Origin of the sequence: Rhizobium sp. BK275 (assembly GCF_014193555.1) — a bacterium.
Classification (GTDB): Bacteria; Pseudomonadota; Alphaproteobacteria; order Rhizobiales; family Rhizobiaceae; genus Rhizobium.
This window is the reverse complement of the sequence record NZ_JACHZL010000002.1, coordinates 180,857-205,068: the sequence shown is the minus strand read 5'-3', so window position 1 is coordinate 205,068 and position 24,212 is coordinate 180,857. Positions and strand designations below refer to the sequence as shown.

The 24,212-nt window shown below is 60.0% G+C and carries 23 protein-coding genes and 1 tRNA gene; 20 read left to right on the top strand and 4 right to left on the bottom strand.

Annotated elements, in window-relative coordinates; all coding sequences use genetic code 11:
• The first annotated feature begins 141 nt into the window (after positions 1-141).
• Positions 142-1,218, top strand: a complete 1,077-nt coding sequence (locus FHT82_RS06870; RefSeq protein WP_183727688.1) for a class I SAM-dependent methyltransferase — start codon at positions 142-144, stop codon at positions 1,216-1,218.
• Positions 1,219-1,292: 74 nt separating this feature from the next.
• On the opposite strand, the gene FHT82_RS06865 is transcribed toward FHT82_RS06870, so the two are convergent.
• Entirely contained in the window at positions 1,293-2,342 is a 1,050-nt protein-coding gene (locus FHT82_RS06865; protein WP_183729173.1) for a GH25 family lysozyme, read from the bottom strand.
• Between the two features lie 185 nt (positions 2,343-2,527).
• On the opposite strand from FHT82_RS06865, the gene FHT82_RS06860 reads away from it, so the two are divergent.
• Positions 2,528-2,821: a SelT/SelW/SelH family protein gene (locus FHT82_RS06860; RefSeq protein WP_007813273.1), complete on the top strand. Its 294-nt coding sequence runs from the start codon at positions 2,528-2,530 to the stop codon at positions 2,819-2,821.
• 3 nt (positions 2,822-2,824) lie between these two features.
• Here FHT82_RS06860 and FHT82_RS06855 read toward each other — a convergent pair whose 3' ends face one another.
• Positions 2,825-3,232 (bottom strand): BA14K family protein, encoded by a 408-nt coding sequence (locus FHT82_RS06855; protein WP_183727686.1) that lies wholly within the window; start codon positions 3,230-3,232, stop codon positions 2,825-2,827.
• A gap of 168 nt (positions 3,233-3,400) precedes the next feature.
• Here FHT82_RS06855 and FHT82_RS06850 point away from each other — a divergent pair.
• From FHT82_RS06850 to FHT82_RS06790, 13 genes are all read left to right on the top strand, one after another.
• Positions 3,401-3,485, top strand: a tRNA-Leu gene (locus FHT82_RS06850).
• A 115-nt stretch (positions 3,486-3,600) separates the two neighbouring features.
• The gene (locus FHT82_RS06845; RefSeq protein ID WP_162831968.1) at positions 3,601-3,753 is read left to right on the top strand and encodes a hypothetical protein; all 153 of its coding nucleotides are present in this window, start codon (positions 3,601-3,603) and stop codon (positions 3,751-3,753) included.
• A gap of 322 nt (positions 3,754-4,075) precedes the next feature.
• Positions 4,076-4,849, top strand: coding sequence for a glucose-1-phosphate cytidylyltransferase (rfbF, locus tag FHT82_RS06840; protein ID WP_183727684.1), 774 nt, complete (start codon positions 4,076-4,078; stop codon positions 4,847-4,849).
• Positions 4,840-5,904 carry a CDP-glucose 4,6-dehydratase gene (rfbG, locus tag FHT82_RS06835; RefSeq protein ID WP_183729170.1) on the top strand — a complete coding sequence of 355 codons (1,065 nt, stop codon included), beginning with the start codon at positions 4,840-4,842 and terminating at the stop codon, positions 5,902-5,904. The genes rfbF and rfbG overlap by 10 nt, the downstream gene beginning before the upstream one ends.
• Positions 5,901-7,136, top strand: a complete 1,236-nt coding sequence (locus FHT82_RS06830; RefSeq protein WP_183727682.1) for a class I SAM-dependent methyltransferase — start codon at positions 5,901-5,903, stop codon at positions 7,134-7,136. The genes rfbG and FHT82_RS06830 overlap by 4 nt, the downstream gene beginning before the upstream one ends.
• The gene (gene rfbC / locus FHT82_RS06825; protein WP_183727680.1) at positions 7,133-7,675 is read left to right on the top strand and encodes a dTDP-4-dehydrorhamnose 3,5-epimerase; all 543 of its coding nucleotides are present in this window, start codon (positions 7,133-7,135) and stop codon (positions 7,673-7,675) included. Before FHT82_RS06830 ends, rfbC begins: the two co-directional genes overlap by 4 nt.
• Entirely contained in the window at positions 7,672-8,916 is a 1,245-nt protein-coding gene (locus FHT82_RS06820) for a glycosyltransferase family 2 protein (protein ID WP_183727678.1), read from the top strand. Before rfbC ends, FHT82_RS06820 begins: the two co-directional genes overlap by 4 nt.
• 110 nt (positions 8,917-9,026) lie before the next feature.
• On the top strand, positions 9,027-10,175 hold the full coding sequence (locus tag FHT82_RS06815) for a DegT/DnrJ/EryC1/StrS family aminotransferase (RefSeq protein WP_183727676.1): 1,149 nt from the start codon (positions 9,027-9,029) through the stop codon (positions 10,173-10,175).
• A 29-nt stretch (positions 10,176-10,204) separates the two neighbouring features.
• The gene (locus tag FHT82_RS06810) at positions 10,205-10,957 is read left to right on the top strand and encodes a CmcI family methyltransferase (protein ID WP_183727674.1); all 753 of its coding nucleotides are present in this window, start codon (positions 10,205-10,207) and stop codon (positions 10,955-10,957) included.
• Complete coding sequence (locus FHT82_RS06805; RefSeq protein ID WP_246698096.1) at positions 10,954-11,496, top strand: GNAT family protein; 543 nt, start codon at positions 10,954-10,956, stop codon at positions 11,494-11,496. The genes FHT82_RS06810 and FHT82_RS06805 overlap by 4 nt, the downstream gene beginning before the upstream one ends.
• A gap of 1 nt (position 11,497) precedes the next feature.
• A complete protein-coding gene (locus FHT82_RS06800) occupies positions 11,498-12,223 on the top strand; it encodes a WbqC family protein (RefSeq protein ID WP_183727673.1) in 726 nt (241 codons plus the stop codon).
• The gene (locus FHT82_RS06795) at positions 12,220-13,074 is read left to right on the top strand and encodes a phytanoyl-CoA dioxygenase family protein (protein ID WP_183727671.1); all 855 of its coding nucleotides are present in this window, start codon (positions 12,220-12,222) and stop codon (positions 13,072-13,074) included. Before FHT82_RS06800 ends, FHT82_RS06795 begins: the two co-directional genes overlap by 4 nt.
• Complete coding sequence (locus FHT82_RS06790; RefSeq protein WP_183727670.1) at positions 13,071-14,228, top strand: class I SAM-dependent methyltransferase; 1,158 nt, start codon at positions 13,071-13,073, stop codon at positions 14,226-14,228. The genes FHT82_RS06795 and FHT82_RS06790 overlap by 4 nt, the downstream gene beginning before the upstream one ends.
• A 36-nt stretch (positions 14,229-14,264) precedes the next feature.
• Here the strand turns inward: FHT82_RS06790 and FHT82_RS06785 are convergent, their stop codons facing one another.
• Positions 14,265-14,591, bottom strand: coding sequence for a hypothetical protein (locus FHT82_RS06785; RefSeq protein WP_183727668.1), 327 nt, complete (start codon positions 14,589-14,591; stop codon positions 14,265-14,267).
• Positions 14,592-14,661: 70 nt separating this feature from the next.
• Complete coding sequence (locus FHT82_RS06780) at positions 14,662-16,281, bottom strand: GumC family protein (protein ID WP_183729164.1); 1,620 nt, start codon at positions 16,279-16,281, stop codon at positions 14,662-14,664.
• Between the two features lie 130 nt (positions 16,282-16,411).
• On the opposite strand from FHT82_RS06780, the gene FHT82_RS06775 reads away from it, so the two are divergent.
• The 5 genes from FHT82_RS06775 (at position 16,412) to FHT82_RS06755 (ending at position 23,951) form a co-directional block, all read left to right on the top strand.
• A complete protein-coding gene (locus tag FHT82_RS06775; RefSeq protein ID WP_183727666.1) occupies positions 16,412-17,467 on the top strand; it encodes a glycoside hydrolase family 5 protein in 1,056 nt (351 codons plus the stop codon).
• Position 17,468: 1 nt separating this feature from the next.
• Positions 17,469-18,740 (top strand): hypothetical protein, encoded by a 1,272-nt coding sequence (locus tag FHT82_RS06770; protein ID WP_183727664.1) that lies wholly within the window; start codon positions 17,469-17,471, stop codon positions 18,738-18,740.
• Between the two features lie 55 nt (positions 18,741-18,795).
• Positions 18,796-19,812 (top strand): acyltransferase, encoded by a 1,017-nt coding sequence (locus FHT82_RS06765; protein WP_183727662.1) that lies wholly within the window; start codon positions 18,796-18,798, stop codon positions 19,810-19,812.
• Positions 19,813-20,024: 212 nt separating this feature from the next.
• Positions 20,025-20,909 (top strand): formyltetrahydrofolate deformylase, encoded by an 885-nt coding sequence (gene purU / locus FHT82_RS06760; RefSeq protein ID WP_183727660.1) that lies wholly within the window; start codon positions 20,025-20,027, stop codon positions 20,907-20,909.
• A 114-nt stretch (positions 20,910-21,023) separates the two neighbouring features.
• Positions 21,024-23,951: an aminotransferase gene (locus tag FHT82_RS06755; RefSeq protein ID WP_183727658.1), complete on the top strand. Its 2,928-nt coding sequence runs from the start codon at positions 21,024-21,026 to the stop codon at positions 23,949-23,951.
• Positions 23,952-24,212: the final 261 nt, after the last annotated feature.

Genomic DNA, 24,212 nt, shown 5'->3' with positions numbered 1-24,212 from the left:
CAGGTCCGCTATTCGTCTCTTTTGCCTACACCGGCGCAACGATTGGCGCAAATGGCCCGCTTCTGGCTCATGCCGCTCTGCCGTAAGACCCCCGCTGCTGTCATTCCATTTCCATTCTGAATGTTTCGACAGGAGAAGGAAATGGACCAGATAAGAAACAACACTATAGATGCGACCAAACTCGATCTCATCGTCTCGCGGGCAATCGGCGACCTCTCGGCCGGCTACGGCGGCGTGATGGTGAGCATCGGCCACCGGCTCGGCCTCTATAAGGCGATGGCGAAGGCCGGGCGGATCAGTTCGCACCAACTTGCGGCCATCACCGGCTGCGCGGAGCGGTATATCCGCGAATGGTTGGGTTCGCAGGTGGCAGGGGGCTATGTGATCTATGATGCGGCAAGCCACAGCTATGAACTGCCGGCAGAGCATGCGCTAGTGCTGGCCCAGGACGACAGCCCGGTCTTCATGGCCGCTGCATGGGCAATTCCGGCTTCGATGTGGGCTGATGAGGACAAGGCGTTGGATGCCTTCCGCACAGGCGCCGGCATTCCCTGGGGCGATCATGACGGCAGGCTCTATTGCGGCGTGGCATCGCTCTACCGCAATGCCTACAAGGCGAGCCTTGTCGCCGAATGGCTGCCGGCTCTCGATGGCGTCATCGAGAAACTGAAGGCTGGCGCTCTGGTCGCCGATGTCGGCTGCGGCCACGGTCATTCAACGGCATTGATGGCCGAAGCCTTTCCGTCATCCCGCTTCCGTGGTTTCGATTCGCATCAGGAATCGCTCGACGAGGCCCGGGAGGTTGTTGCTGCGGCGGGCGGAACAGAGAGGGTCACATTCGAGACGGCGCGGGCGGACGCCTATTCCGGTTCGGATTACGATCTCATCTGCTTTTTCGATTGCCTGCACGACATGGGCAATCCGCTCGCCGTCGCGAAACACGCGGCCAGAACCATCGCTCGCAACGGAACGGTGATGCTGGTCGAGCCCTATGCGAAGGATGGCGTGGACGACAGTATCTCGCCGGTCGCGCGCATGTATTATGCCGCCTCGACGACGATCTGCTGCGCTCATGCGATCTCTGACGGCGGCCATATCGTGCTTGGCGCACAGGCCGGCGAGAAAAGGCTGGCCGAAATCTTCCGGAAGGCCGGTTTCACGCGGTTTCGCCGGGCGATGGCGACGCCGTTCAACCTCGTGCTGGAAGCGCGACTCTGATCCTTGCGGTCGGAGACGAATGCCGCAGGGCTGCCATCGTCAGTTCTGCGGCATCTTTGTACAGGGTGAAATTCTCAGAGGCCGGCTACCCAGCGATGCCATTCTTCCTCGCTGCCGCGGAAGACATTGAGGTCGATGCGGCCTTCGACGCCGTGCGAGAGGCCGGAGCCGGAATATTGCCAGAAGAGCCATTTGCGGCCCGGATAGACCTTCGACGGATGCTCGGCCACCGCGCGCAGCCAGAAGTGATAGTTCTGGAAGGCGCCTTCGAGATTGTCCTCATAGAAATCCGGAGCCGTGTAGATGATCGGGCGCTTGCCGTAGTGCCGCTCGATCTTCTCCATGAAGACCTGCATTTTTTCCAGCACGCGGGCGCGCGAAAGCTTCACCTTGCAGCTCGATTCACCGTTCCATTCGACATCGATGACCGGCGGCAGCGCATCCGGATCGCGCGGGACGTTGCGGATGAACCAGTCGGCCTGCTCGCCGGCGGTGCGGCACCAGTAAAAGAAATGATAGGCGCCGCGCTTGATGCCGGCTTCCTTGGCGCGCCGCCAGTTGGTCTTGAACATCGGGTCCAGATGGTCGCCGCCATCGGTCGCCTTGATGAAGGCGAAGTTCGCGCCGCGGGTTCTGAGCGTTTGCCAATCTATGTCACCCTGCCAACGGGAAACGTCGACGCCGTGGACGGCCAGCTTGCGCGGCGAGGTCCTGCCAAAATTGATCGGCTTGGCATCGCGGAAACCATAGCCGTAGACGCGTGAGCGGCCACGGGTCGGCGGCTCGATAGCGGGTGCCGCCGCCATGGCGAATTCGACGGGGCGATCGCTTGGAACCGGCATACCCGGTTGCGATGTGGCTGAAGGCGTCACTGCCGAGAAGGCCCTGGACTCCGGCACGGGGGCTCCCCAGGCAAGGCTTGTCTGCGGAGTGGCATCGTCCGCATCGATCGCGGCGACTGTGGCCTGCGGCACAGGTGCCGGCGGCGGGGTGACGGAAGCCGTGATTTCCTTGGAAGGCTTCGATGTGACGCCGGCGGCAAGATTCTCCGGACCGGAAGCCGACGAGCAGCCCGCCAGAGCAAGGCAGGCAAGAAGGATCGCTGGGATAGCCGTGGAACGCATGAGCACCGTTACGCAAAACAAGAACCAGGGTGCCTCAGCCATTTCGGGAAAACACCAATCCGGAATAGCTAACGGAAAATTATCAAAAAAGACTGAATCCGAACTTTCTGTCCGCTGATTCGGCGCCAGGCGCATTGCAGCGCCGTTTGCGAGTCTCTAGATCCCCTGGGATGAAGGAGATTCCGATGACCGAGAAAGCCCGCGTGACGATCCTCTACTGCACTCAGTGCAACTGGCTGCTGCGTGCCGCCTGGATGGCGCAGGAACTGCTGCAGACTTTTACCGACAGCCTTGGCGAGGTGGCGCTCATTCCCGGCACCGGCGGCAATTTCGAAATCCGCGTCAATGGCGATCTAATCTGGGAGCGCAAGCGCGACGGCGGTTTTCCGGGGCCGAAGGAACTCAAGCAGCGCGTGCGCGACATCATCGAGCCCGATCGCGATCTCGGGCATACCGATCGCGCTTCGCTGGAAAGCTGACACTTAGTTATAAGGCGAGTTGCAGGTCTTGTAGATGCCTTCATAGGTCAGGAAACGATCCGTTCGCGGATTGTAGGAGCGGTATTCGTTTCGGCACCATTGCTGATGGCGGGTCTGATTGTCAGCCGACGGCTGCACACGCGGCGCCGGCGGCGGATCGTAGGTCAGCCGTGGCGGTAACTGGCCGGGCGGCTGGTAATATTTCGGGCCGGCGGCATTCGGCGGGCGATAGTTCGGCTGGACATAGGCCGGGCGATGCCATTGCTGCGGACCAAAGCCGAAGCAGCCGCGATAATCGCAGATCGTCGACTGCGTATTGACAGGCCCCAGCGATGGCGAGGCGGCATTGGCCCCGGCCAACGGCACTGCCACAAGCAAACCGGCAAGAAGAGCGGGGCGAAGGTCGAACATGGTGCGTTCCTTTCCAATGTCCCTTATATAGGGTGGAGAAACGGGCCACGCCATCCACTGACCCGTGGCACGCGACCACAGCTTCGTGAAGCTTTTTCACAGACTGTCAGGAAAACTTCAAAAACCCTGTTGACAGCAAAGAGCGACCCCCGTACATGGCTCTCCGTCGCCCAGATGGCGGAATTGGTAGACGCGCAGGTTTCAGGTACCTGTGCCGCGAGGCGTGGAGGTTCGAGTCCTCTTCTGGGCACCATTTCCTTTCTCGAAAGAGCTTGTTTTCCAATATCTTCTGTCGAGAAGCCGCTCCCTGAGCGGATATATCTTAGTATTGCCACATAAATGCCAATATGCCTCATTTCGATGGACGCATGCGGATCCAGGTCTACATCATCGCTTTTCTTCTGAGCGCCATCATGTGGGGCGTGACGTTCGACGCCGCGCGCAACGCCTATCGCGCCGCCCACACGGCTGGTTTGATGCCCAATCTGCACATCCAGCATAAGATCGACCGGATTCTCTGAGCGCCTCGTCCCCTGCAGAGCGCTTTTCTTACCCCTCAAAAATCATAGGCATGCGACGCCGATGCAGGGCGTTGCAAAATAGCAAATAATTCCAAGACACTATCGGGCAAACCACTCAGCGGGCGGGCAGAAACCACCCGGCTGATGGTTATTTTCGCCTTGGCTAAGGCAAGCCTCGCACAAGAACGAAATCGGATACCGGCATCACGATGAAGTTACTGCCGTTCCGCTCCGTGGAGATCGTTGCCCGCATACCGGACATATTCGCCTGGCGCATGCCAGCGGCAATGGATGTTATCAGACACTTTGGAGTTCGCTTGGGATGAAAGTCGTAATTCTGGCAGGTGGTCTGGGTTCGCGCCTCGCCGAAGAGACCAGTGTGCGGCCTAAACCTCTGGTCGAGATCGGCGAGAAGCCGATCCTCTGGCACATCATGAACATCTATGCCCATCACGGCCTGAATGATTTCATCATCTGCGCCGGCTACAAGGGCTATATGCTCAAGGAATATTTCGTAAACCTGTTCCTGCATCACAGCGATATCACCGTCGACCTCGCCACCAACGCGATCGAATACCACAAGGGCTCCAAGCCCAGCTGGAAGGTGACCATCGTCGATACCGGCATGAACTCCATGACGGGCGGCCGTATCAGGCGCATCCGTGACCATCTGGCCCCGGACGAACCCTTCTGTTTGACCTATGGCGACGGCGTCGCCGATATCGATATCACCTCGGAAATTGCCTTCCATCGCAGCCACGGGCTGAAAGCGACGATGTGCGCCGTGACGCCTCCTGGCCGTTTCGGCGCGACAAATATCGAAAACGATGTCGTGACCGCCTTCATCGAAAAGCCGAAGGGCGACGGCCAGCGCATCAATGGCGGCTTCTTCGTGCTGCATCCTTCCGTCATCGACCTCATCGAAGGCGACGACACGATCTGGGAAGCCGGCCCGATGCAGTGGCTGACATCCAACAAGCAACTTGCCGCCTTCCGCCACGACGGCTTCTGGCAGCCGATGGATACGCTACGCGAGCGCAACCAGCTCGAAGAGCTCTGGAGCTCCGGAAAGGCACCGTGGAAGATATGGGCTTGACGGACTTCTGGAATGGCAGGCGTGTGTTCCTGACGGGACACACGGGGTTCAAGGGATCCTGGCTTTCGCTGTGGCTGGAAAAACTCGGCGCGGAAGTGGCGGCAGTCTCGCTCGAACCCGAGACCAGTCCCTCCCTTTACGCCCGGCTTTCGCCCTGGAACGGACAGGGCCATCATATCGCCGATATCAGGGATGCGGCGGCGTTCAGACAGCGCCTCATCGATTTCGAGCCCGAGATCGTCATCCACATGGCAGCGCAGGCGCTGGTGCGTCGCTCCTATGAAAATCCGACCGAGACCTTCGCGACCAATGTGATGGGAACTGCAAACGTTCTGGATGCAGTGCGCGAGACACCTTCGGTCCGAACGGTTCTCGTCGTCACCTCCGACAAGGTCTATGCCAATAACGGCAGCGGCATTCCCTTTATCGAAAGCGATACGCTCGGCGGCAAGGACCCCTATTCCAATTCCAAGGCCTGCACCGAACTCGTCGTTCAGAGCTATCGCGACAGCTTCTTCAAGGGGCGCGACATCAGCGTTGCGACCGTGCGCGCCGGCAACGTCATCGGCGGCGGCGACTGGTCGAAGGATCGGCTGATCCCGGATTTCATCCGTGCTTTTGAAAGCAGCCAGCCGATCCAGCTCCGCTACCCGCAAGCGATCCGTCCCTGGCAGCATGTGCTGGAGCCACTCGGCGGTTATCTTGCCTTTGCCGAAGCGCTGACGCTTTCGGATGAGACGGAGTTACCCGAGGCGCTCAATTTCGGGCCGGCTCCGCAGAGTTTCGCGACCGTTGCAGAACTTGCCGATGCGCTCGGCCTTGCCCATGGCGTCAACGACGTCTGGAAGCAGGCGCCCGGAACGCATCTGCCGGAGGCGCCTGCCCTGACATTGAGCTCGGCCTTGGCGCTTTCCGCCATCGGCTGGCGCCCGCGCCTGAGCCTGCAGCAGACAATCGACTGGACAGCCGCCTGGTACAAGGCCAACCGCGAAGGAGCCGACATGCGCGCCTTCTCGCTCGGCCAGATCGCGGCTTATGAGGAAGCAATATCATGACAGCGCATAATTGCCGGTTCTGCGGCGCTCCCTTGAAACATCGTTTCGTCGATCTGGGCTCGACGCCGCTTGCCAACGCCTATCTGACGGAAGAGCAGCTCAAGCAGCCGGAGCCGTCCTATCCGCTGCGCGCCTTCGTCTGCTCCGAATGCTGGCTGGTGCAGGCCGATGCCTTCGTGCCGCCGGAAGACATCTTCAGCCACTACGCCTATTTCTCCTCCTACAGCGACAGCTGGGTGGAGCATGCCCGCCAGTTCACCGTCATGGCGCGCAAGCGTTTCGGCCTGAATGAGACATCGCAGGTCATCGAGGTGGCGAGCAATGACGGCTATCTGCTGAAGCACTTCGTCGAGGCCGGCGTGCCGGTGCTCGGCATCGAGCCGGCCGAAAACGTCGCCGAGGTGGCGCGGCAGATCGGCGTGCCGACGGAAGCACGCTTTTTCGGCAAGGAAACGGCGGCCGATCTCGTCTCCCGCGGCCTGGCTGCCGATATCGTCATCGGCAACAACGTGCTGGCACATGTCCCCGATATCAACGATTTTGTCGGCGGGCTCTCGGGCGTGCTGAAGGCTGACGGCGTCGTCAGCGTCGAATTCCCGCATCTGCTGCGGCTGATGGAAAACATCCAGTTCGACACTGTTTATCACGAGCATTTCTATTATCTGTCGCTGCTCGCAGTCGAAAAGGTCTTCGCGGCGCATGGCCTGAAAGTGTTTGAGGTGGAAGAACTGCCGACCCATGGCGGCAGCCTGCGCGTGCTTGCCTGCAGGATGGCATCTGTCGCTCACCCGACCGGCCCCGGCGTGGCCAAGGTGCGCTCGGATGAGGCGGCTGCCGGCTTCGACAAGGTCGAAACCTATGAGGCCTTCCAGAGCCGCGTGGCACCGATCAAGGACGGGTTGCTCGCCTTCCTCACCGAAGCCAAGCGCAACGGCAAGGCGGTTGCCGCTTACGGCGCTGCCGCCAAGGGCAATACGCTCCTGAATTTCTGCGGTGTCGGCACCGATCTCATCGACTATGTCGTCGACCGCAACCCGCACAAGCAGGGCCACTTCCTGCCGGGCAGCAAGCTGCCGATCTATGCGCCGGAAAAGATGGACGAGACGCGGCCGGACTATGTTCTCATCCTGCCCTGGAACATCAAAAATGAAGTCGTTGCAGCCAACAGCAGGGTCGGCACCTGGGGCGGTCGCTTCGCCGTCGCCGTGCCGGAACTGACGGTGATCGGATGAAATTCGTCCCGACCGCGGTATCGGGTGCTTTCATCGTGGAAGTCGACGCGCGTTCCGACGAGCGCGGACTGTTCGCGCGGACTTTCGACGCCAAGAGTTTTGCCGACCACGGTCTCGTGCCTGTTTACCCGCAATGCAACGTCTCGCAGAACCACAAGCGTGGGACATTGCGCGGCATGCATTATCAGGCCGCGCCGCGGCCGGAGATCAAGCTGGTACGTGCCACCCGTGGCAGGGTCTTCGACGTGGCGCTGGATCTGAGGCGGGATTCGCCGACCTATCTCAAATGGGCGGCAGTGGAGCTTGATGCGATCAGGCATAACGCCTTCTACATACCCGCTGGATGCGCACACGGCTTCCTGACGCTCGAGGACGACTGCGAACTCTTCTACCAGATGTCGGAAGTCTATGTGCCGGAGCTTGCCCGCGGCGTCCGCTGGGACGATCCCGCCTTTTCCATCGCCTGGCCGTTTATGCCTGGTGTCATCAGCGAGCGCGACGCCGCGCTTGAAAGCTACAGCCAGGAGACGAGCCTTTGAGCGATATCAAACTCAGCATCTGCATCCCGACCTATAATCGCGAAGCTTATCTCAGAAACGCGCTGGAGCATTGCGAGACCTATAATTTCAGCTTTCCCTACGAGATCGTCATCTCAGACAACGCCTCGACCGACAACACGACGCAGGTCGTCGAAGAATTCATCGCCAAGGGGCTGCCGATCCACTATCACCGCCGCGCCGTCAATGGCGGCTCGGGACCAAACCTCGCCTGCGCCTTCCATCATGCGGTCGGCGAATATTCGATCTACCTTGCCGATGACGATTTCCTGGTGCCAGCCGGCGTCGAGGCTGCAATGGCCTATCTGGACGCCAATCCCGATGTCGTTGCCTGCCAGGCGCCCTGGTATCTCTATGATGAAGTTCACGATCGGGACCTCTCGCAATTCTACGATATCGCCGAGAATACCAAGTTCGCGCAGCAGAATTTCATAGAGCTCTTCCAGTTCATCTTTAACGGACACATCTTTCCTGAGATCGGCATCTATCGCTCCTCTGCCCTGCGCTCAGCCTGGGTGCCGCGTGACTTCTGCTTCTGGGCTTTCTCCTATCTCGCGCATTTCGTCGATCAGGGTGCCGTCACTTTCCTCAAGCAGCCTTTCTATCGCTCGGTGGCGGTTTCCAAGATCGCGCCGGCGCGCCAACAGGCCGGCAACGACGATGTGATGACCGCCTGGGACAAGTACCGTGGTGGCCTGGAATATTTCCTCTATATCGCCGCCAAGCGCGGCAAGCTGAACACCAGCCGCGAGGCGCGCGCCGTCTACGACGAGATGTGCAAGATCTTCACGCTGAACCGCATGTCGGTTGCCGTCCGTTTCTGGGTGGCGCGCAAGGACTTCATCAAGGCCTACGAGCTCTATACCCGCATGGCGCTCGGCGGGCTCGGCGAACATCCCGAAGTCGCTGAGCTTCGCCATAGCCTCCCGATGATGGTGGCGATCCAGACGCTCACCTATCAGGTCAACGCGACCGCCGGTATCAACCGCCTCATCCTCAGCGGCATGGCCGATCCGAAATCGATCGGCGAGATGCTGCGCAACATGGGCCTGCTGCCGGAGATCGAGATCGTTGCCGACCCGCAGACGCATGATCCGGCGCTTCTGGAGAAGACCGCGATCTTCGCCGCCGACATGCCCCGGCGCGAGAACTTTCTGAAGCTCGGCTACAAGCCTAACCTCATCTTCATCGAAACCGACCTGACGCAGCATGTGCTCATCTGAAGTTGCGTCCGACGCTGCAAAGCCTCGCGCCAGTTTCACCCCCTAGTTTTTACAGAGTTCCGTGTGCCCCGATTTCGTGAGTCTCAGGCCCCATCACAAAGAATTAAGGCATGACCAACAGGATATTCTACACCAAACCGTCGATCACCGAGCTTGAAACGAGCTATGCAGCCGATGCTGCGGCGAACGGCTGGGGTGCACGCTGCTACGACTATATCATCCGCTTCGAGAAGGAATTCGCGGCCTATCTCGGCACCAGCCATGGGATCGCGACATCGAGCTGCACCGGCGCGATGCATATGGGCCTCGCCGCGCTCGGCATCGGCGCCGGTGACGAGGTGATCCTCGCCGACACGAACTGGATCGCAACCGTCGCGCCGATCAAGCATCTAGGTGCCGAGCCTGTGTTCGTCGACGTGCTGCCCGATACCTGGTGCATCGATCCCCTAGAGGTCGAGCGCCATATCACGCCGCGCACCCGCGCCATCATCGCCACCCATATCTACGGCAATCTCTGCGACATGGATGCGCTGCTCGATATCAGCCGCCGCACCGGCATCCCTGTTATCGAGGACGCTGCAGAAGCAATCGGGTCCGTCTGGCATGGCCGCCGCGCCGGCTCCATGGGCATTTTCGGCACCTTCTCCTTCCACGGCACGAAGACGCTGACGACAGGCGAAGGCGGCATGTTCGTGACCAGCGATGCCAATCTCCATGAAAAGGTGCTGACGCTCAGCAATCACGGCCGCGCGCGTGGGCAAACCAAACAGTTCTGGCCTGATGCGATCGGCTTCAAATACAAGATGTCGAACATTCAGGCGGCGATCGGCTGCGCCCAGCTGGAGCGCATAGAAGAACTCGTCTCCCGCAAGCGGGAGATTCTCGCCGCCTATATGGTGCGTCTCTCGACGCTCAACGGCATCAGCATGAACCCGGAGTATACCGGCACGATCAACGGCGCATGGATGCCGACGGCCGTGTTCCACCCCGCCATCGGCATCACCCGCGAAGTGCTGCAACAGGCTTTCGAAGCGGCCAATATCGATGCGCGCGTCTTCTTCCACCCGCTGTCCAGCCTTTCGATGTTTGCGGAAAAGCCAGCCAACATCAACGCCTGGAGCATTCCGGAGCGGGCGATCAACCTGCCGAGCTATCACGACATGAGCGAGGCCGATATTGAGCGCGTGGCGGAAACGCTGATCTCGGTCGTCCGCAGCCATAAGGACAATAGCGCCGTTCAACTCCGCCAGTCGGCCTGAGCGCAGAATAGACAGAAGGTTTCAGAGTTATGACCACCAAGGATGATCGCCTCGAATTCGAAGCCCACAAGCGCGAAATGTCGCTTGCGCTGGGCAAGGACGAGGAAGCCTTCCAACATGCGCTCAACACGCTGGTAGCGCTCGACAAGTATGACTATGCCTATCTCTGGTCGTGGATGGGCGTGCCGATCATCCAGATGCCGGCCGACGTGATGGCCACCCAGGAAGTGATCTGGGATACCAAGCCCGACATCATCATCGAAACCGGCGTGGCGCGCGGTGGCTCGATGATCTTCATGGCGTCGTTGCTGAAAGTGATCGGCAAGGGCAAAGTGATCGGTGTCGATATCGATATCCGCGCCCATAATCGCGATTCCATCGAGAAGCACCCGCTTTCGCCGTTGATCACGCTGATCGAGGGACCGTCGACCACGGCCGAGACGCTCGCCAAGGTCAGGGCCGAAATCCCGGCCGGCGCCTCCGTCATGGTCGTTCTCGACAGCGACCATAGCCGCGACCACGTTCTCGATGAGCTTCGCTGCTATGGCCCTCTGGTTACCGAAGGTCAGTATATCGTCGTCGCCGACACGCTGCTCGGTCGGGGAGACATGTCGCAGACGCCGACGAAGCGTTCGAAGATCTGGTATCCGGGCGACGAGCCTTACGCGGCGCTCAATGCCTATCTCAAGGAAACCGACCGTTTCGAAACTGACGAAGTGCTGAACGGCAAGCTGGTGCTTTCCAGCTCGCCGGGAGGGTATCTCAAGTGCGTCCGCAAATGATGGAAAATCATCGCCATGTTTCGCATCGGGCGTCGATCAGACTGCGCCCGTTTGCTGATGGCGATCGATCTCTGCTCTTCTCACTTCGCCGAGACACCGCACTCCAGTCGCTACTCTTGACGGTGCCGGCTGCGACCGATGATGCGGCACTCCACGCCTGGATCGAACGCCGGCAACATGAGAAAGGCGGTGCCTTTCTCATTATCGAGGATCAGGCGAGCGGCAAGGCTGCGGGCTACGTGCAAATCACACAGGTCCATCATCGCAACGCGACCGGGTATGGCGGAATCGTGTTGGCAGAGGGCGCTCGCGGTATCGGACTAGGGCGTGCGGCGCTGACAGAGCTTGGCTTTCACGCTTCTCAGGTATTGGGCCTTCGTAAGCTGATGGCGGAAATCGATGTCGACAATATCGCCTCGATCGGGCTGCATCTGTCGCTTGGTTATCGTGAGGTAGGCAGCCTGGAGGCGCATTTTACCGATGCTGACGGCTTGACGCACGACGTGATGCTGTTCGAGCGGCGGCTGGAGGGAAAGTGACATGACTGCGGTCGTTATTACTCAACCCATGCTTTTTCCCTGGCCAGGCTTTTTCGAGCAGCTCATGCTCGCCGACAGCTATATCTATCTCGATGACACTCAGTTTTCGAAAGGCAGCTTCACCAACCGCATTCAGCTCCTGCACGGCAACGACCGCTGCTGGATGACGATTCCGCTTGCCGGTAAGGGCAGCTTCAAGAAGATTTCCGAACTTGCCGCTGCAGGGGAGGACTGGAAGGCGAGCCATCGCGCGCTGCTGCGCCAGTCGCTGCTCGGCGCCCCCTTCATCGATGATGCCGTTTCAATTTTCGACAGTGTCTACAGCCATTCCTCGCTGCTGGATCTGCTGATCGCCAGCATCGAGGAGCCTGCCCGCTATCTCGACATCGGCGCCAATCGGAAGATCGAGAAAACAAGTGAGATGGGCGTCGAAGGCACGTCGTGGCAGCGGGTACTCGACATCGTGCTGAAAGCCGGCGGCACCCATTATCTGACAGGCCATGGCGCGGCAAACTATCTCGACCACGCAGCTTTCGAACGGGCCGGCGTGCAGGTGGACTATATGAACTACAGCCGCACTTCTTGGCCTCAGCCGGTCGGCACGTTCACCCCCTATGTTTCTGTACTCGATCTCATCGCCCGAATGGGTCCGGAGGCGCGTAGCTGTCTCATCCCGGCCACCGTGGCGTGGCAAGACTTCCTGAAGGAGGAAACGGTAACATCATGACCAACGCAAAGATCACCGACGGCCTGCGCGCTGAATTCAACAGCAACGGCTATCTCGTCATGCGCGGTTTTTACGATCCGGCTGCAGACATCGCGCCGATCCAAGAAGGCATCCGCCAGATCCTCGAAGTGATCTGCAAAAAATACGGCGTCGATGCCCCGACCGAAACCACGCACGAGGCGATGACGATTGCCTATCCGAAGCTGATCGCCAAGAACCGCGCGTGGGGCGGCGAGGTCTATGATGCGGTCAAGCAGATCCCGGCCTTCATGCGCCTTGTCACCAATGTCACCAACGACAGTGCCTTCAAGGCACTGCGTCCGGACAGTGTTCCGGGCATTGCAGCCGGCGGCTACGGTATCCGAATCGACAATCCGGGCGAGGAAAAGTTCCGGGCCCAGTGGCATCAGGAATTTCCCGGTCAGCTGCGCAGTGTCGATGGCATCGTCTTCTGGACACCTCTTCTGCCGGTCACGCAGGAAATGGGGCCGGTGCAGATCGCCCACGGTTCGCATGCCGAAGGCCTCGTTCCGGTCTATGAAGACGATGCCGGCGCCGGCAAGACGGGCGCCTACGCGCTGCATCTCGATCGCGCCGAAGAGCGTCTTGCCCGTTACAAGCATGTCGCGCCGCTGACGAACCCCGGCGACCTCGTGCTGATGGACTTCCTGACGCTGCATCAGTCGGGCCACAACGTCTCGACCACGCCGCGCTGGAGCATCCAGTTCCGCTATTTCAACTACCTTGAGCCGGTCGGCATCCGTATCGGCTGGAAGGGTTCCTTTGCCGCCGGCGTGAAGTTCGCCGATGTGCTGCCGGAGCTTTCCGTACACCGCGAGGCAGCCGAATGACGCCCTGCCGCGTTTGCAGCAAGGAGATTGCGTCGCCGGCCTATGAAGCGCCGGCGCCTGCCCTCACCTCCATCATGACTCTTCTGGACATCCCGACCCGCGTTTTTATCTGCGATGGGTGCGGCCACGCGCAATGCGACGAGATTCCGGATATCAAGGGCTTCTATGATACCGGCTATCGTATTTCGCTGAGCAGCGAGGACCATGACCAGATTTTTGCGGTCAAGCCAGATGGCACCGTGATCTATCGCACGGATCATCAAGCAGAGATCTCCCGCAATCTGCTCAATCTTTCTCAGGGTGCCAAGCTTCTGGATTACGGCGCCGCCAAGGCCACGACACTGCGCAAAATGGTTGCCGCCCGGCCCGACATCGAGCCTCATGTCTTCGACGTTTCCGCCGACTATGCGCCGGCATGGGAAGGCTGGATCGCACCCGATGCGCAGGCCACCTACGAGGCGCCGAAAGAATGGGCAGGCCGTTTCGATGCGGCAATGAGCCATTTCGTGATCGAGCACGTGGCCGATCCCGTCGGTTTCATCAGCGGCATCCGCAAATTGCTGAAGCCGCACGGCACGCTATTGCTTTCGATGCCTGACGTTTCGGCCAATCCTGGCGACATGACGGTAGCGGACCATGTCAATCATTTCAGCGAAGCCTCGCTGCGTCGAGCCCTTGCCGCCGGTGGCTTCGAAGTTTCGGTGCTCGATACGACATCCTTCCCCGGCGCTTTCTTCGTCGTGGCTGTCCGCAGCGAAACGCCTGTAAAGGAAGAACAGGACGCTGATCTCGTTCGGCAGGCTGTCGATCGCGGACTGGAAATCTGCGATTTCTGGCGGGTTTCGGCCGGCGGACTGGAAAAGCAGGCAGCGAACTTCCGCGGACGCAAGGCCGCAATCTATGGCGCAGGCTTTTATGGAAGCTGGATCTTCAGCCGCATCGGCAAAGACGTTGAGGTGACGGCCTTCCTGGATCAGAATCCGAACATGCAGAATGCAACGCATTTCGGCCACCCGGTCACCGCACCGACGGCAATCGCCGAAGACGCAGAGGCCTTGTTCATCGGCCTCAACCCGCTGAAAGCACGCGCGGCACTCGACAACATGCCATACCTGCACAAGCCGGGTCTGGAACTTGTTTGGCTGGATTCGTAACGCTGTCAAGCCGGTGGCGTCTTTCGCCTCCGGCTTTCACCGCACCGGCTGGTAATGGCCGCGCAGCGGTACGCGGCTGTCCATAGACACGACACCGTCACGTTCGCAGACATACATCAGCGTCGGCATACCGCCGGAGCGGAAGATCTCATCGTAGCGGCGGCGGATCTGCACGGTTTCGGTGTGGCAGTCGTAGGACTCTTCCACCTTCTTGTCCGGCTGGGCCTTCACGCCCGGAAGATCCTTGTAGGGATAGAGCGGCTGCACGGCCTGCTTGCCGGAATTCTGCCAGTCGATAGCAAAAGCAGGTGCGGCGGAAGCGCCGGCAGCAAGCGATAGCAGAAGAACGGCAACGAACCGCATCACAACCTCTTTCCGGCGCATCGTCCGTTCGATGCCCATTTTCAGCATGTAGGAGGATCAGCGGCCGCCATCAAGCGGAGGCGCGGGCTGGTTTGCGGAAATAGCTTCTGATGACGGGATGAGAGAAGAGGCCAGCGAGGATCGCAAAACCTGCGCCGACAGCAAAGCCTGCAAGCAGGCCGCCGATCATGCCTGCGACCATGATGACTTTCTTGCTCGGTCCATCCGCCTTGACAGGAACTTCAGCGGGCGAGACGACGCGTATATTGCTTTGGCTCAGGTTCTGCTCTTCGCTGGTCTCACCGGAACGCTTCAGAACTGATTCGTAAAGTTCACGGGCGGCAGTCGCCTTGCGCTGCAGCTCGTTCAACTGCACCTGCTTGTCCGATGTCGTCGCCTGCAGGGCCTTCTGAACCGCGAGCTCCTTTGCGATATCGTCTTCGGCCTTCTTGGCCTGTTCGTATTCGGTTCTTGCCGAGGTCGCGACCCGCTGCAGCTCACCCTTGATTTCAATGCCAATACTGGCGAGCGAAGAGCGGGCAGCCTGGAGGCGCGGATGGCGGGTGCCCATCTGGCTCTGCAAGCTGCCGACGACAGCGGCCTGGGCGGAATATTGCTGCCGCAGGCTGACGAGCGGCGACGTGCCCGTGGCTCCGTCCGTCTGGCTTTCGGCGACGACATCCTCGACCCTGAGATTTGCGGCGGCATCGGCACGGGCCTTGGCCTGAATGGTCTTTTCCTGGGCGGTGACGAGCAGCGTATTGAGCGATGAAAGGCGCTGGTCGGAGATCAGATTGCCCTCGGTCGCCGCCATGTCGTTGTCGGCGCGGAAGGTTTCCACCGCCTGCTCTGCTTCCTGCACCTTCCGGCGAAGATCGTCGAGGCGGCCGTCGAGTGCTGACGACGTGGTCTCGTAAAGGCCTGATGATGCGCTGCTTTCCTCCTGCATGAAGGAGGTGACAACCTGGTTTGCGAGCTTTGCGGATTTTTCCGGATCGCGTGTCGTTGCGGCAAGCGAGACCACGTAGGTGTTGTTCTCGCGTGTGATCAGCAGAGCTTTCTGAAGGGTGCCGATGATGGCGGCGCCATCCGTCCTGCCGCCTGTGAATTCCGGATCCTGATCGAGCTTCATGGCGTCGGCTACGCGACGCAATACGTTGCCCGAGGTCAACAACTGAACCTGGCTGTCGATCAGCGTCGAAATCATTTCCGGCGACGGGGCCGCGTTCTGAGAGCCCCTGTCGGCAAGACCGATCTGGCGCGGATCGAAATAGAGGGCGGCAACGGCAGTGAATTTCTGCGGGATACGGGGTGCGATCACCGCGCCGGCGGCGGCACCGACGAGGCAAAGACCGGCAATGATCAGGCGCCGGCTCCAGACGGCAGCGACCGCAGATCTGATATCCAGCAATGGTCCGGCGGCAGGTGCCTGCTCGACCACAGGTTCGGGCGCGGACGGGGGTTCGGAGGCGGCAGGAATATCGCGGCGTGACGCTTCGGCGGGACGACTTTCCGACGCTGTCCCGCGAACCGGAAGAGGATCGGGCTCGGGGGGCGGTGGAAGCGGAACGAAATCGGTCGGCCGGATGATCGGGCTGCGCGCACGGGTGCCTTCAGGCGCAGGCTGAGACGACTCATAACTGCGCCAGGCAGGCAAGCGGCTCACCCTGTTCCCGTCATACTGATTCATAGACACCGCATCCACCCGGCGAGAAAGCATGGCCGAGACAGAGCGACTTTAGAAATTCTTAGCTAACGGACCGTTAAGATGCCGGCATCGAAGCCGACGTGGCGACCTGCCGCGACCCGCGAGGATAGCCATGAAACGGAAAAGACTGCTGCAGAGGCTGCTGCTTGCCGCCGTCACGGCCAGTTCGTCCACCGCCCATGCCGCTGACGTGCCACTCTGCTATTATGGCGTCAATCTCTCCGGGGCCGAATATGGCGAGCGTGGCGGGGTCTACGGCACGAACTACACCTACCCAACCGAAGAAACGATCAGCTATTTCGCTGAGAAGGGCATGACGATCATCCGTCTGCCCTTCCGCTGGGAGCGGCTGCAGCCGAGACTTGGCGCACGGCTCGACGATGATGAACTGCGGCGCCTGAAGGATGCGGTCGCACTGGTTCGCAAGCACAAGATGAACGTGCTGCTCGATCCGCATAATTTCGGTTATTACGACAAGAACCAGATCGGCAAGCCACCGGCGACGAATGCAGCCTTTGCCGATTTCTGGGCTCGGCTTTCCATCGAATTTGCCAATCAGGACGGCGTGCTTTTCGGGCTGATGAACGAGCCGCATGACATTCCCGCGACCGATTGGCTGAAAGCCGCCAACGCCGCGATCCGCGGCATTCGAGCGGTCGGCGCGCGCAATCTCATCCTCGTTCCCGGTACGGCCTGGAGCGGAGCTGCAAGCTGGGAAACCGATGTGATCGGCGGCGCGAACGGAACCGTCATGCTCGGCGTGCGTGATCCGCTCGATTTCTACGCCTATGAATTCCATCAGTATCTCGACGCGGATTCCTCCGGCACGCACGAGACCTGCGAGGGCACAAACGCCGCGATCGATGCCGTCAGCAATGTGACTGCGTGGCTGAAGAAGAACGGTAAACGCGGCTTTCTCGGCGAGTTCGGCGCGTCTGCAAATGCGGATTGCCTCGATGGCCTGAAGACCATGCTCACCACCATGTCCGACAATAGCGATGCGTGGATCGGCTTCTCCTACTGGGCGGCTGGCGAATGGTGGCCGGCCAACGAACCTTTCAACGTGCAGCCGCGTGACGCGCCCGAGCGCCCGCAGATGCGCCTGCTTCAGCAAATGGTTGCCAAACAAGCGCCCGTCTGCGCAGCGGTAAAGCCTGCGGGGAAGTGACATGGCAGCAATTGGAGAGACAAGCACGAGATTCGAAACGGTTGCTCATGCGGCCAGTCCGGCTTCGCGTCTCGATTACCCTGTTCTGATCCTCGGGCTGCTCTCGGTTCTCTACAACGGCATCCTGGCCTTCATAAACCACAATGTCATGCCGCTTTCGTTGACGCATGTGGCGGCCAGCGAAGGCCTGATCATGGCGAGCGCGATCATCTACATCCTGCGCAAGGGCATCTATGAGGAAGACCTTCCGGCCTTTCTGTTCATGCTCTTCACGCTGATCGTGACGATCTATGTCAGCGCGCTCAACCGGATGGCCTTTATCGATCATTTCCGCAATGTGCTGATCATCTTCTGCTTCACGGGGCTTGGTGGCTGGTGCAACGAGCGGACGCTGAAGCTGATCTTCCGGGTGGCCTGCTTCATGGTACTGCTTTTCCTGATCTTCGAGATCATCAGCGTGCCCTTCTATGTCAGCATCGTGCACCCATCCGACTATTTCGCCAACACACGCGGGCTGAAGCCGCTCAGCTTCAACACGACGGGCCTGTTCCAGAATGCGCTTGGCTTTCCAGGTCGATTCTCCTTCGGCATCATCGACCATCGTTCGTCATCGATCTTTCTGGAACAGGTATCGCTTGCCAATTTCTGCGGCGTGATCGCGATCTACCTTATTTCGATGTGGGATAGGTTGACACGGGTCGATCGGGCTCTGGCCATAGCGACGGCGCTCCTGATCCTGACGACAAACGACACCCGCACGATGCTGATCTTCTGCATCTGCTGTATCGGCGGCTATTTCGTCTTTCCGAAAATTCCCAAGGTCTTCAATCTGGCACTGATGCCGCTCATCGTTTGCGCCGGCTTCCTTGTCTACATGAAGGACCCCAATGCGATCGGCGACAACTTCACCGGCCGTATCAATCTGACGATGAAGAAACTGATAGATCTCGATCCGCTGGCGATCCTCGGGCTTTCGGTCGATAAAGTCGCCGAATTCGCCGACAGCGGCTATGTCTATCTCGTCTATGGCGCGACGATCTTCGGCGTCATCGCCTTCTGGCTCTTCGTCTGCCTGTTCCCGGCGGGCACAAGCCCGGCACAAAGACGCTGCGCGCATTCACTTTCTCTTTTCATTTTTCTGAATATGATGATCGGAGGAACGGCAATCTTCTCCATGAAGATCGCCGGCCTTCTCTGGCTTGTCATCGGGTTCATGCGTTTCCGCGACACGCCACGCATCCGGCAGGGTCGTCCGGCAAATGTACTGAGTTGACGAAGCGGGCTACCCGACGGGCGATCCGCGGGAGCCTGTGGGAGCAAGACACCAGATGCTTGTCCAGCTGCAATATCTGCGTGCCATAGCGGCGCTGATGGTCGTTTACTTCCATGCCATCCTGCAGCTTGCCAAGGTCAATCCCGCCGTCGACGCGACCTCGTTCATCTATGGCGAAACGGGTGTCGATATCTTCTTCGTGCTCAGCGGCTTCGTGATGTGGCTGACCACCAGCGGACGAAACATGACGCCGGTCGATTTCGCCCGCAAGCGCGTCAAGAGGATCGTGCCGCTCTATTGGCTGGCGACGCTGTTTTCGGCAACTGTGGCGCTTATCGCACCGTCGCTTCTCAAATCAACGGTCTTCGATCTGCCGCATCTGATGGCCTCGCTGCTCTTCATGCCGTGGATCAACCCGGTCGACCCGACAATGATCGCGCCTGTCATCGTGCCCGGCTGGACGCTGAATTACGAGATGTTCTTCTATTTCGTCTTCGCGCTGCTATTGCCGATCCGCGAGGATTATCGCCTGCCGGCCCTCTTCGGTGCCTTTGCAGCCATCCTGATCGTCTGCCATCTGCTGCCGGAAACGACCGCCACCAAATTCTACGGCGAGCCGATCATCCTCGAATTCCTGGCCGGCGTGGCACTCGGCTGGCTCTATCGCCAGAAACTCCTGCTGCCGCAACGCTGGGCCTGGGTTCTGCTGGCCGTCGGCTTTGCCTTCCTGTTCATCAACGAGGATCTGGTGCGGCCGGACGACCGTTATTATGGCTGGGGCATACCGGCGATATTCATCGTCTACAGCGCTATTTCCATCGACTTTTCGAAATTGCCCTTTGTCCGCTGGCTCAACTATCTCGGCGACGCCTCTTACGAAATCTACATCACGCATGCCTTCACGCTGGCGTTTCTCAGAATTATCGCCAACCACTTCCCGATCGGTGCGCTTCAGCAGCCTGTTATTTTCGTGATCCTTTGCCTCGTGCTCTCTTCCATCGTGGGGGCGATCATTCACGAAATCATTACCCCGCGCAGAAAAGTCCGGGTTGCCAGCCGGCCGGCCATTTGACGTCAAAACGTCAGAAGGCGAGGACGGGCTTTCCGACGGCGCAGGCAGAACGGAATCCCGCGCGGCGTGTCATAAGCTTGCGGTCATGAAAGCAAATGCCGCAGGCGTGAAAGTTCGGCTTGCAATTTGTTGCAGAAATGAAAGCTTGCCGGCCTGTTCGCGGCCGCAGCTTTGATCTAAGCACGGCCGACGGCTGAGAAGAGGGAGAGGACATGACGGACTACGTATTGACGGTTTCCTGCAAGTCGACGCGCGGCGTCGTAGCGGCGATTTCGACTTATCTCGCCGAAAAGGGTTGCAACATCATCGACAGTTCGCAGTTCGACGACCTCGACACAGGCAAGTTCTTCATGCGCGTCAGCTTCATCTCCGAAGAGGGCGCCACCCTTGCGGAGATCAAGGAAGGCTTCAAGCCGATCTACGAGAAGTTCGAAATGGATGCGGAAGTGCATGACGGCAGCGAGCGCCTGAAGGTGCTGCTGATGGTCTCCCGTTTCGGCCACTGTCTCAACGACCTGCTCTACCGCTGGAAGATCGGTGCTTTGCCGATCGATATCGTCGGCGTCGTTTCCAACCATTTCGACTATCAGAAGGTCGTGGTGAACCACGACATTCCCTTCCACCACATCAAGGTAACGAAGGAAAACAAGCCGCAGGCCGAGGCCCAACTCCTTGATCTCGTCGAGCAGACCGGCACGGAACTCGTCGTTCTCGCGCGCTACATGCAGGTCCTGTCGGATGCGATGTGCCGGAAGATGTCCGGCCGCATCATCAACATCCACCATTCCTTCCTGCCGAGCTTCAAGGGCGCCAATCCTTACAAGCAGGCCTATGAGCGCGGCGTAAAGCTGATCGGCGCGACGGCGCACTATGTGACGGCCGATCTCGACGAAGGCCCGATCATCGAGCAGGATACGGCGCGCATTACCCATGCGCAGAGCGCTGAAGACTATGTCTCGATCGGCCGCGACGTCGAAAGCCAGGTTCTGGCGCGCGCCATCCATGCGCATATCCACCGCCGCGTCTTCCTCAACGGCAACCGCACCATCGTCTTCCCCGCAAGCCCCGGAAGCTACGCCTCCGAACGCATGGGTTGAGACAAAGAACACACTTCCCCTAAATCCGCGGCTGGCGCAATCTTCCGTTGCTTGTCGGCAAGTGCTTGATTATCTGTTTCATTAGGTAATCGAATCATGCCGCGGAGGGGTGCCATGACCGACGAAGCGCTTGTTGACCGCATGGCGCTGCCGCGCCCCGATGTTACCGCTTCCGAGGCCGCGGATATCCTCCTTACCCATTACGGGCTTTCCGGCACGCTGTCCGAACTCGGCAGCCAACAGGACCGCAACTACCGGCTCGACACGGAAGACGGCCGCTATGTGTTGAAGATCTGCCATGCCGCCTACGCGACCGAGGAACTCGAAGCGCAGAATGCCGCGATCCACCATTTGCGCGCCAAGGCGGATGCGCCCCGTGTTCCCAATGTGATAGCGTCCACCGAGGGGCAGGAGATCGTTTCCGTCAGCGTGCGGGAGCAGGATTATCAGGTCCGTTTGCTGGAATATCTCGAAGGCGAAGGCCTGACGCACCGTGCCTATCTGGCGCCTGCCTCGGTCGCGGCGCTCGGCGCGCTCTGCGCGCGGCTGGCCGAGGCGCTTGCCGATTTCACCCATCCCGGACTCGACCGCAGCCTGCAATGGGACCTGCGCCGCGCCGGACCCGTGGCCGTGCAACTGCTTTCCTCGATTACCGACAGCGTCGCGCGCGACAGAATCGCCAAGACGATGGTCATGGCCGTGCGCCGCATCCAGCCGCTTGCGCCGTCGCTGCGGCTTCAGGCGGTTCATCACGACGTGACGGGTGATAATGTCGTCAGCCGCCCTGATGTGCATGGGCGGCCTGTTCCTGACGGCGTGATCGATTTCGGCGACATCATCCGCGGCTGGCTGGTCGGCGATCTTGCCGTGACCTGCGCCTCGCTGCTGCATCAGGCAGACGGCGATCCCTTTTACATACTGCCGGCCGTGAAGGCCTATCACGAGATTTATCCGTTGACCGAGGGAGAGCTGAAAGCACTCTGGCCGCTCATCGTGGCGCGCGCCGTCATCCTCGTCGCCAGCGGCGAGCAGCAGATCGCGATCGATCCTGATAATGACTATGTCAGAGGCAATCTGGAGGGCGACCGGCGCATCTTCCATACGGCGATGTCCGTACCGTTCGAGCTGATGGAAGCGGCGATCCTGAAAGCGGCCGGTCTCGATATTGCCCGTGCCGATACGACGGACTGGCAGCCGCTCCTGCCTGACATCGATCCCGCAGCCATCGCCTATGTCGATCTCGGCGTGCAGAGCCCGCATTTTTCCGATGGCAACTGGCTCACGACCGACATGGACTGGCGGCTTCTTGCCCGCGCAGCAACGGAAACGGGAGCAGCAGCAACGCGCTACGGCGAATATCGCCTGTCCCGCACTGGCCTGCACCATGCAAAAGCCCAGGCGACCTATGCTCTGCATATGGATATCTGCCTTGCTGCGGGCAGCATCGTTGCCGCGCCTTTTGCCGGCCGGATCACCTGGTACGACCAGCATCTGGTCCTCACAGGCGCCGATATGAAGCTGCATATCGACGGCATCGAACTTTCAGTCGATGACGGCAGCGAGGTCGCCGCCGGTCAGGCGCTCGGCACGGTCTCCGGCGAGACGTCCTCACTCGGCGGATTGCGCCTGCAGCTTTGCAGCATCGCCGGCTTCGAGCCGCCGCTCTTTTCGACACCGCAACAAGCCGGGGCGTGGTCCGCGCTCTGCCCCTCGCCTTCGGTGCTGCTCGGACCGGGCGCCGATGCGCCAAAACCCGAAACGGCAGCGCTTCTCGAGCTGCGGCAGGCGCATTTCGCCAGTCCGCAGAAGAATTACTACGCACACCCACCGCAGATCGAGCGCGGCTGGAAGGAGCATCTTTTCGATGTCGAGGGGCGCGCCTATCTCGACATGGTCAACAACGTCACGATCCTCGGGCATGGCCATCCACGCATGGCGGAAGCGATCGGCCAGCAATGGCTGATGCTGAACACCAATTCGCGCTTCCATTATGCCGCCGTCGCAGAATTCTCCGAGAGCCTTGCCTCCTTGGCACCCGATGGCTTGGATGCGGTGTTTCTCGTCAACAGCGGCTCGGAAGCCAACGATCTGGCGTTGCGGCTTGCCTGGGCGCATAGCGGCCGACGCAACATGGTCTGCCTGCTGGAGGGCTATCATGGCTGGTCGGTGGCAAGCGACGCAGTCTCCACCTCCATCGCCGACAATCCGCAGGCGTTGACGACACGGCCGGACTGGGTTCATGCTGTCGTTTCGCCCAACACCTATCGCGGCCCCTTCCGCGGGCCGGAGTCGACGGCGGATTATCTCGGCACCGTGATGCCGGTGCTGGAGGCCATCGATGCCAAAGGTGAGGGGCTGGCCGGTTTCATCGCCGAATCGGTCTATGGCAATGCCGGCGGTATTCCGTTGCCCGACGGCTATCTGACAGAGGTCTACCGGCAGGTGCGCGAACGCGGCGGTCTCTGCATCGCCGACGAGGTGCAGGTGGGCTATGGGCGGCTCGGCCATTATTTCTGGGGCTTCGAGCAGCAAGGCGTCGTGCCCGATATCATCACCATCGCCAAGGGCATGGGCGACGGCCACCCGCTCGGCGCCGTCATCACGACGAAAGAGATTGCCGCTTCGCTGGAGAAGGAAGGCTATTTCTTCTCCTCGGCCGGCGGCAGCCCGGTCAGCTGCGTTGCCGGCATGACGGTTCTCGATGTCATGGCCGAGGAGCGTCTGCAGGACAATGCCCGGGAGGTGGGCGACCATCTGAAGGGGCGGCTGGCGGCACTCATCGACCGCTATCCGATTGTGGGCGCCGTGCATGGCATGGGCCTCTATCTCGGCCTCGAATTGGTGCGCGACAGAGTGACGCTGGAGCCGGCGAGCGAAGAGACGGCGGCGATCTGCGACCGGCTCTTGGAACTCGGTGTCATCATGCAGCCGACGGGTGATCACCTGAATGTGTTGAAGATCAAGCCACCGCTCTGCCTGAGCCAACAAAGTGCTGATTTCTTCGTCGACATGCTGGAAAAGGTGCTTCAGGAAGGCTGGTAGACGGGGAAGTTCGGGCATTAACGAATTCGATCTTTTCGAGGCTTTTCGATTTTTAACGAAACACCCCATTGCCGGAATCAAACCGACTTCCTATGTCTGCCTCGGCGATTTCGAGGCGTCTCGAACCGTCACATTGATTGCACGAAGGCGTGATAGAATTTTTCCTGCAAGTTAAAATGTGATGGAATGAAATTTTTCGGATCGTCGAGATTTTGACACGTTTCGGAATATGTTTCTTATAGACCATCAGATATTCTCTAC

What these genes read in the sequence shown, in the direction of transcription:
- FHT82_RS06765 (WP_183727662.1), top strand. Translation starts at nt 18,796, where the DNA reads ATGCTTGTCCAGCTGCAATATCTGCGTGCCATAGCGGCGCTGATGGTC.
- FHT82_RS06860 (WP_007813273.1), top strand. Translation starts at nt 2,528, where the DNA reads ATGACCGAGAAAGCCCGCGTGACGATCCTCTACTGCACTCAGTGCAAC.
- FHT82_RS06800 (WP_183727673.1), top strand. Translation starts at nt 11,498, where the DNA reads ATGACTGCGGTCGTTATTACTCAACCCATGCTTTTTCCCTGGCCAGGC.
- FHT82_RS06810 (WP_183727674.1), top strand. Translation starts at nt 10,205, where the DNA reads ATGACCACCAAGGATGATCGCCTCGAATTCGAAGCCCACAAGCGCGAA.
- FHT82_RS06790 (WP_183727670.1), top strand. Translation starts at nt 13,071, where the DNA reads ATGACGCCCTGCCGCGTTTGCAGCAAGGAGATTGCGTCGCCGGCCTAT.
- FHT82_RS06755 (WP_183727658.1), top strand. Translation starts at nt 21,024, where the DNA reads ATGACCGACGAAGCGCTTGTTGACCGCATGGCGCTGCCGCGCCCCGAT.
- FHT82_RS06770 (WP_183727664.1), top strand. Translation starts at nt 17,469, where the DNA reads ATGGCAGCAATTGGAGAGACAAGCACGAGATTCGAAACGGTTGCTCAT.
- rfbF (WP_183727684.1), top strand. Translation starts at nt 4,076, where the DNA reads ATGAAAGTCGTAATTCTGGCAGGTGGTCTGGGTTCGCGCCTCGCCGAA.
- purU (WP_183727660.1), top strand. Translation starts at nt 20,025, where the DNA reads ATGACGGACTACGTATTGACGGTTTCCTGCAAGTCGACGCGCGGCGTC.
- FHT82_RS06780 (WP_183729164.1), bottom strand. Translation starts at nt 16,281, where the DNA reads ATGAATCAGTATGACGGGAACAGGGTGAGCCGCTTGCCTGCCTGGCGC.
- FHT82_RS06815 (WP_183727676.1), top strand. Translation starts at nt 9,027, where the DNA reads ATGACCAACAGGATATTCTACACCAAACCGTCGATCACCGAGCTTGAA.
- FHT82_RS06830 (WP_183727682.1), top strand. Translation starts at nt 5,901, where the DNA reads ATGACAGCGCATAATTGCCGGTTCTGCGGCGCTCCCTTGAAACATCGT.
- FHT82_RS06870 (WP_183727688.1), top strand. Translation starts at nt 142, where the DNA reads ATGGACCAGATAAGAAACAACACTATAGATGCGACCAAACTCGATCTC.
- FHT82_RS06865 (WP_183729173.1), bottom strand. Translation starts at nt 2,342, where the DNA reads ATGCGTTCCACGGCTATCCCAGCGATCCTTCTTGCCTGCCTTGCTCTG.
- FHT82_RS06775 (WP_183727666.1), top strand. Translation starts at nt 16,412, where the DNA reads ATGAAACGGAAAAGACTGCTGCAGAGGCTGCTGCTTGCCGCCGTCACG.
- FHT82_RS06805 (WP_246698096.1), top strand. Translation starts at nt 10,954, where the DNA reads ATGATGGAAAATCATCGCCATGTTTCGCATCGGGCGTCGATCAGACTG.
- FHT82_RS06845 (WP_162831968.1), top strand. Translation starts at nt 3,601, where the DNA reads ATGCGGATCCAGGTCTACATCATCGCTTTTCTTCTGAGCGCCATCATG.
- FHT82_RS06855 (WP_183727686.1), bottom strand. Translation starts at nt 3,232, where the DNA reads ATGTTCGACCTTCGCCCCGCTCTTCTTGCCGGTTTGCTTGTGGCAGTG.
- FHT82_RS06795 (WP_183727671.1), top strand. Translation starts at nt 12,220, where the DNA reads ATGACCAACGCAAAGATCACCGACGGCCTGCGCGCTGAATTCAACAGC.
- FHT82_RS06785 (WP_183727668.1), bottom strand. Translation starts at nt 14,591, where the DNA reads ATGCGGTTCGTTGCCGTTCTTCTGCTATCGCTTGCTGCCGGCGCTTCC.
- rfbC (WP_183727680.1), top strand. Translation starts at nt 7,133, where the DNA reads ATGAAATTCGTCCCGACCGCGGTATCGGGTGCTTTCATCGTGGAAGTC.
- rfbG (WP_183729170.1), top strand. Translation starts at nt 4,840, where the DNA reads ATGGGCTTGACGGACTTCTGGAATGGCAGGCGTGTGTTCCTGACGGGA.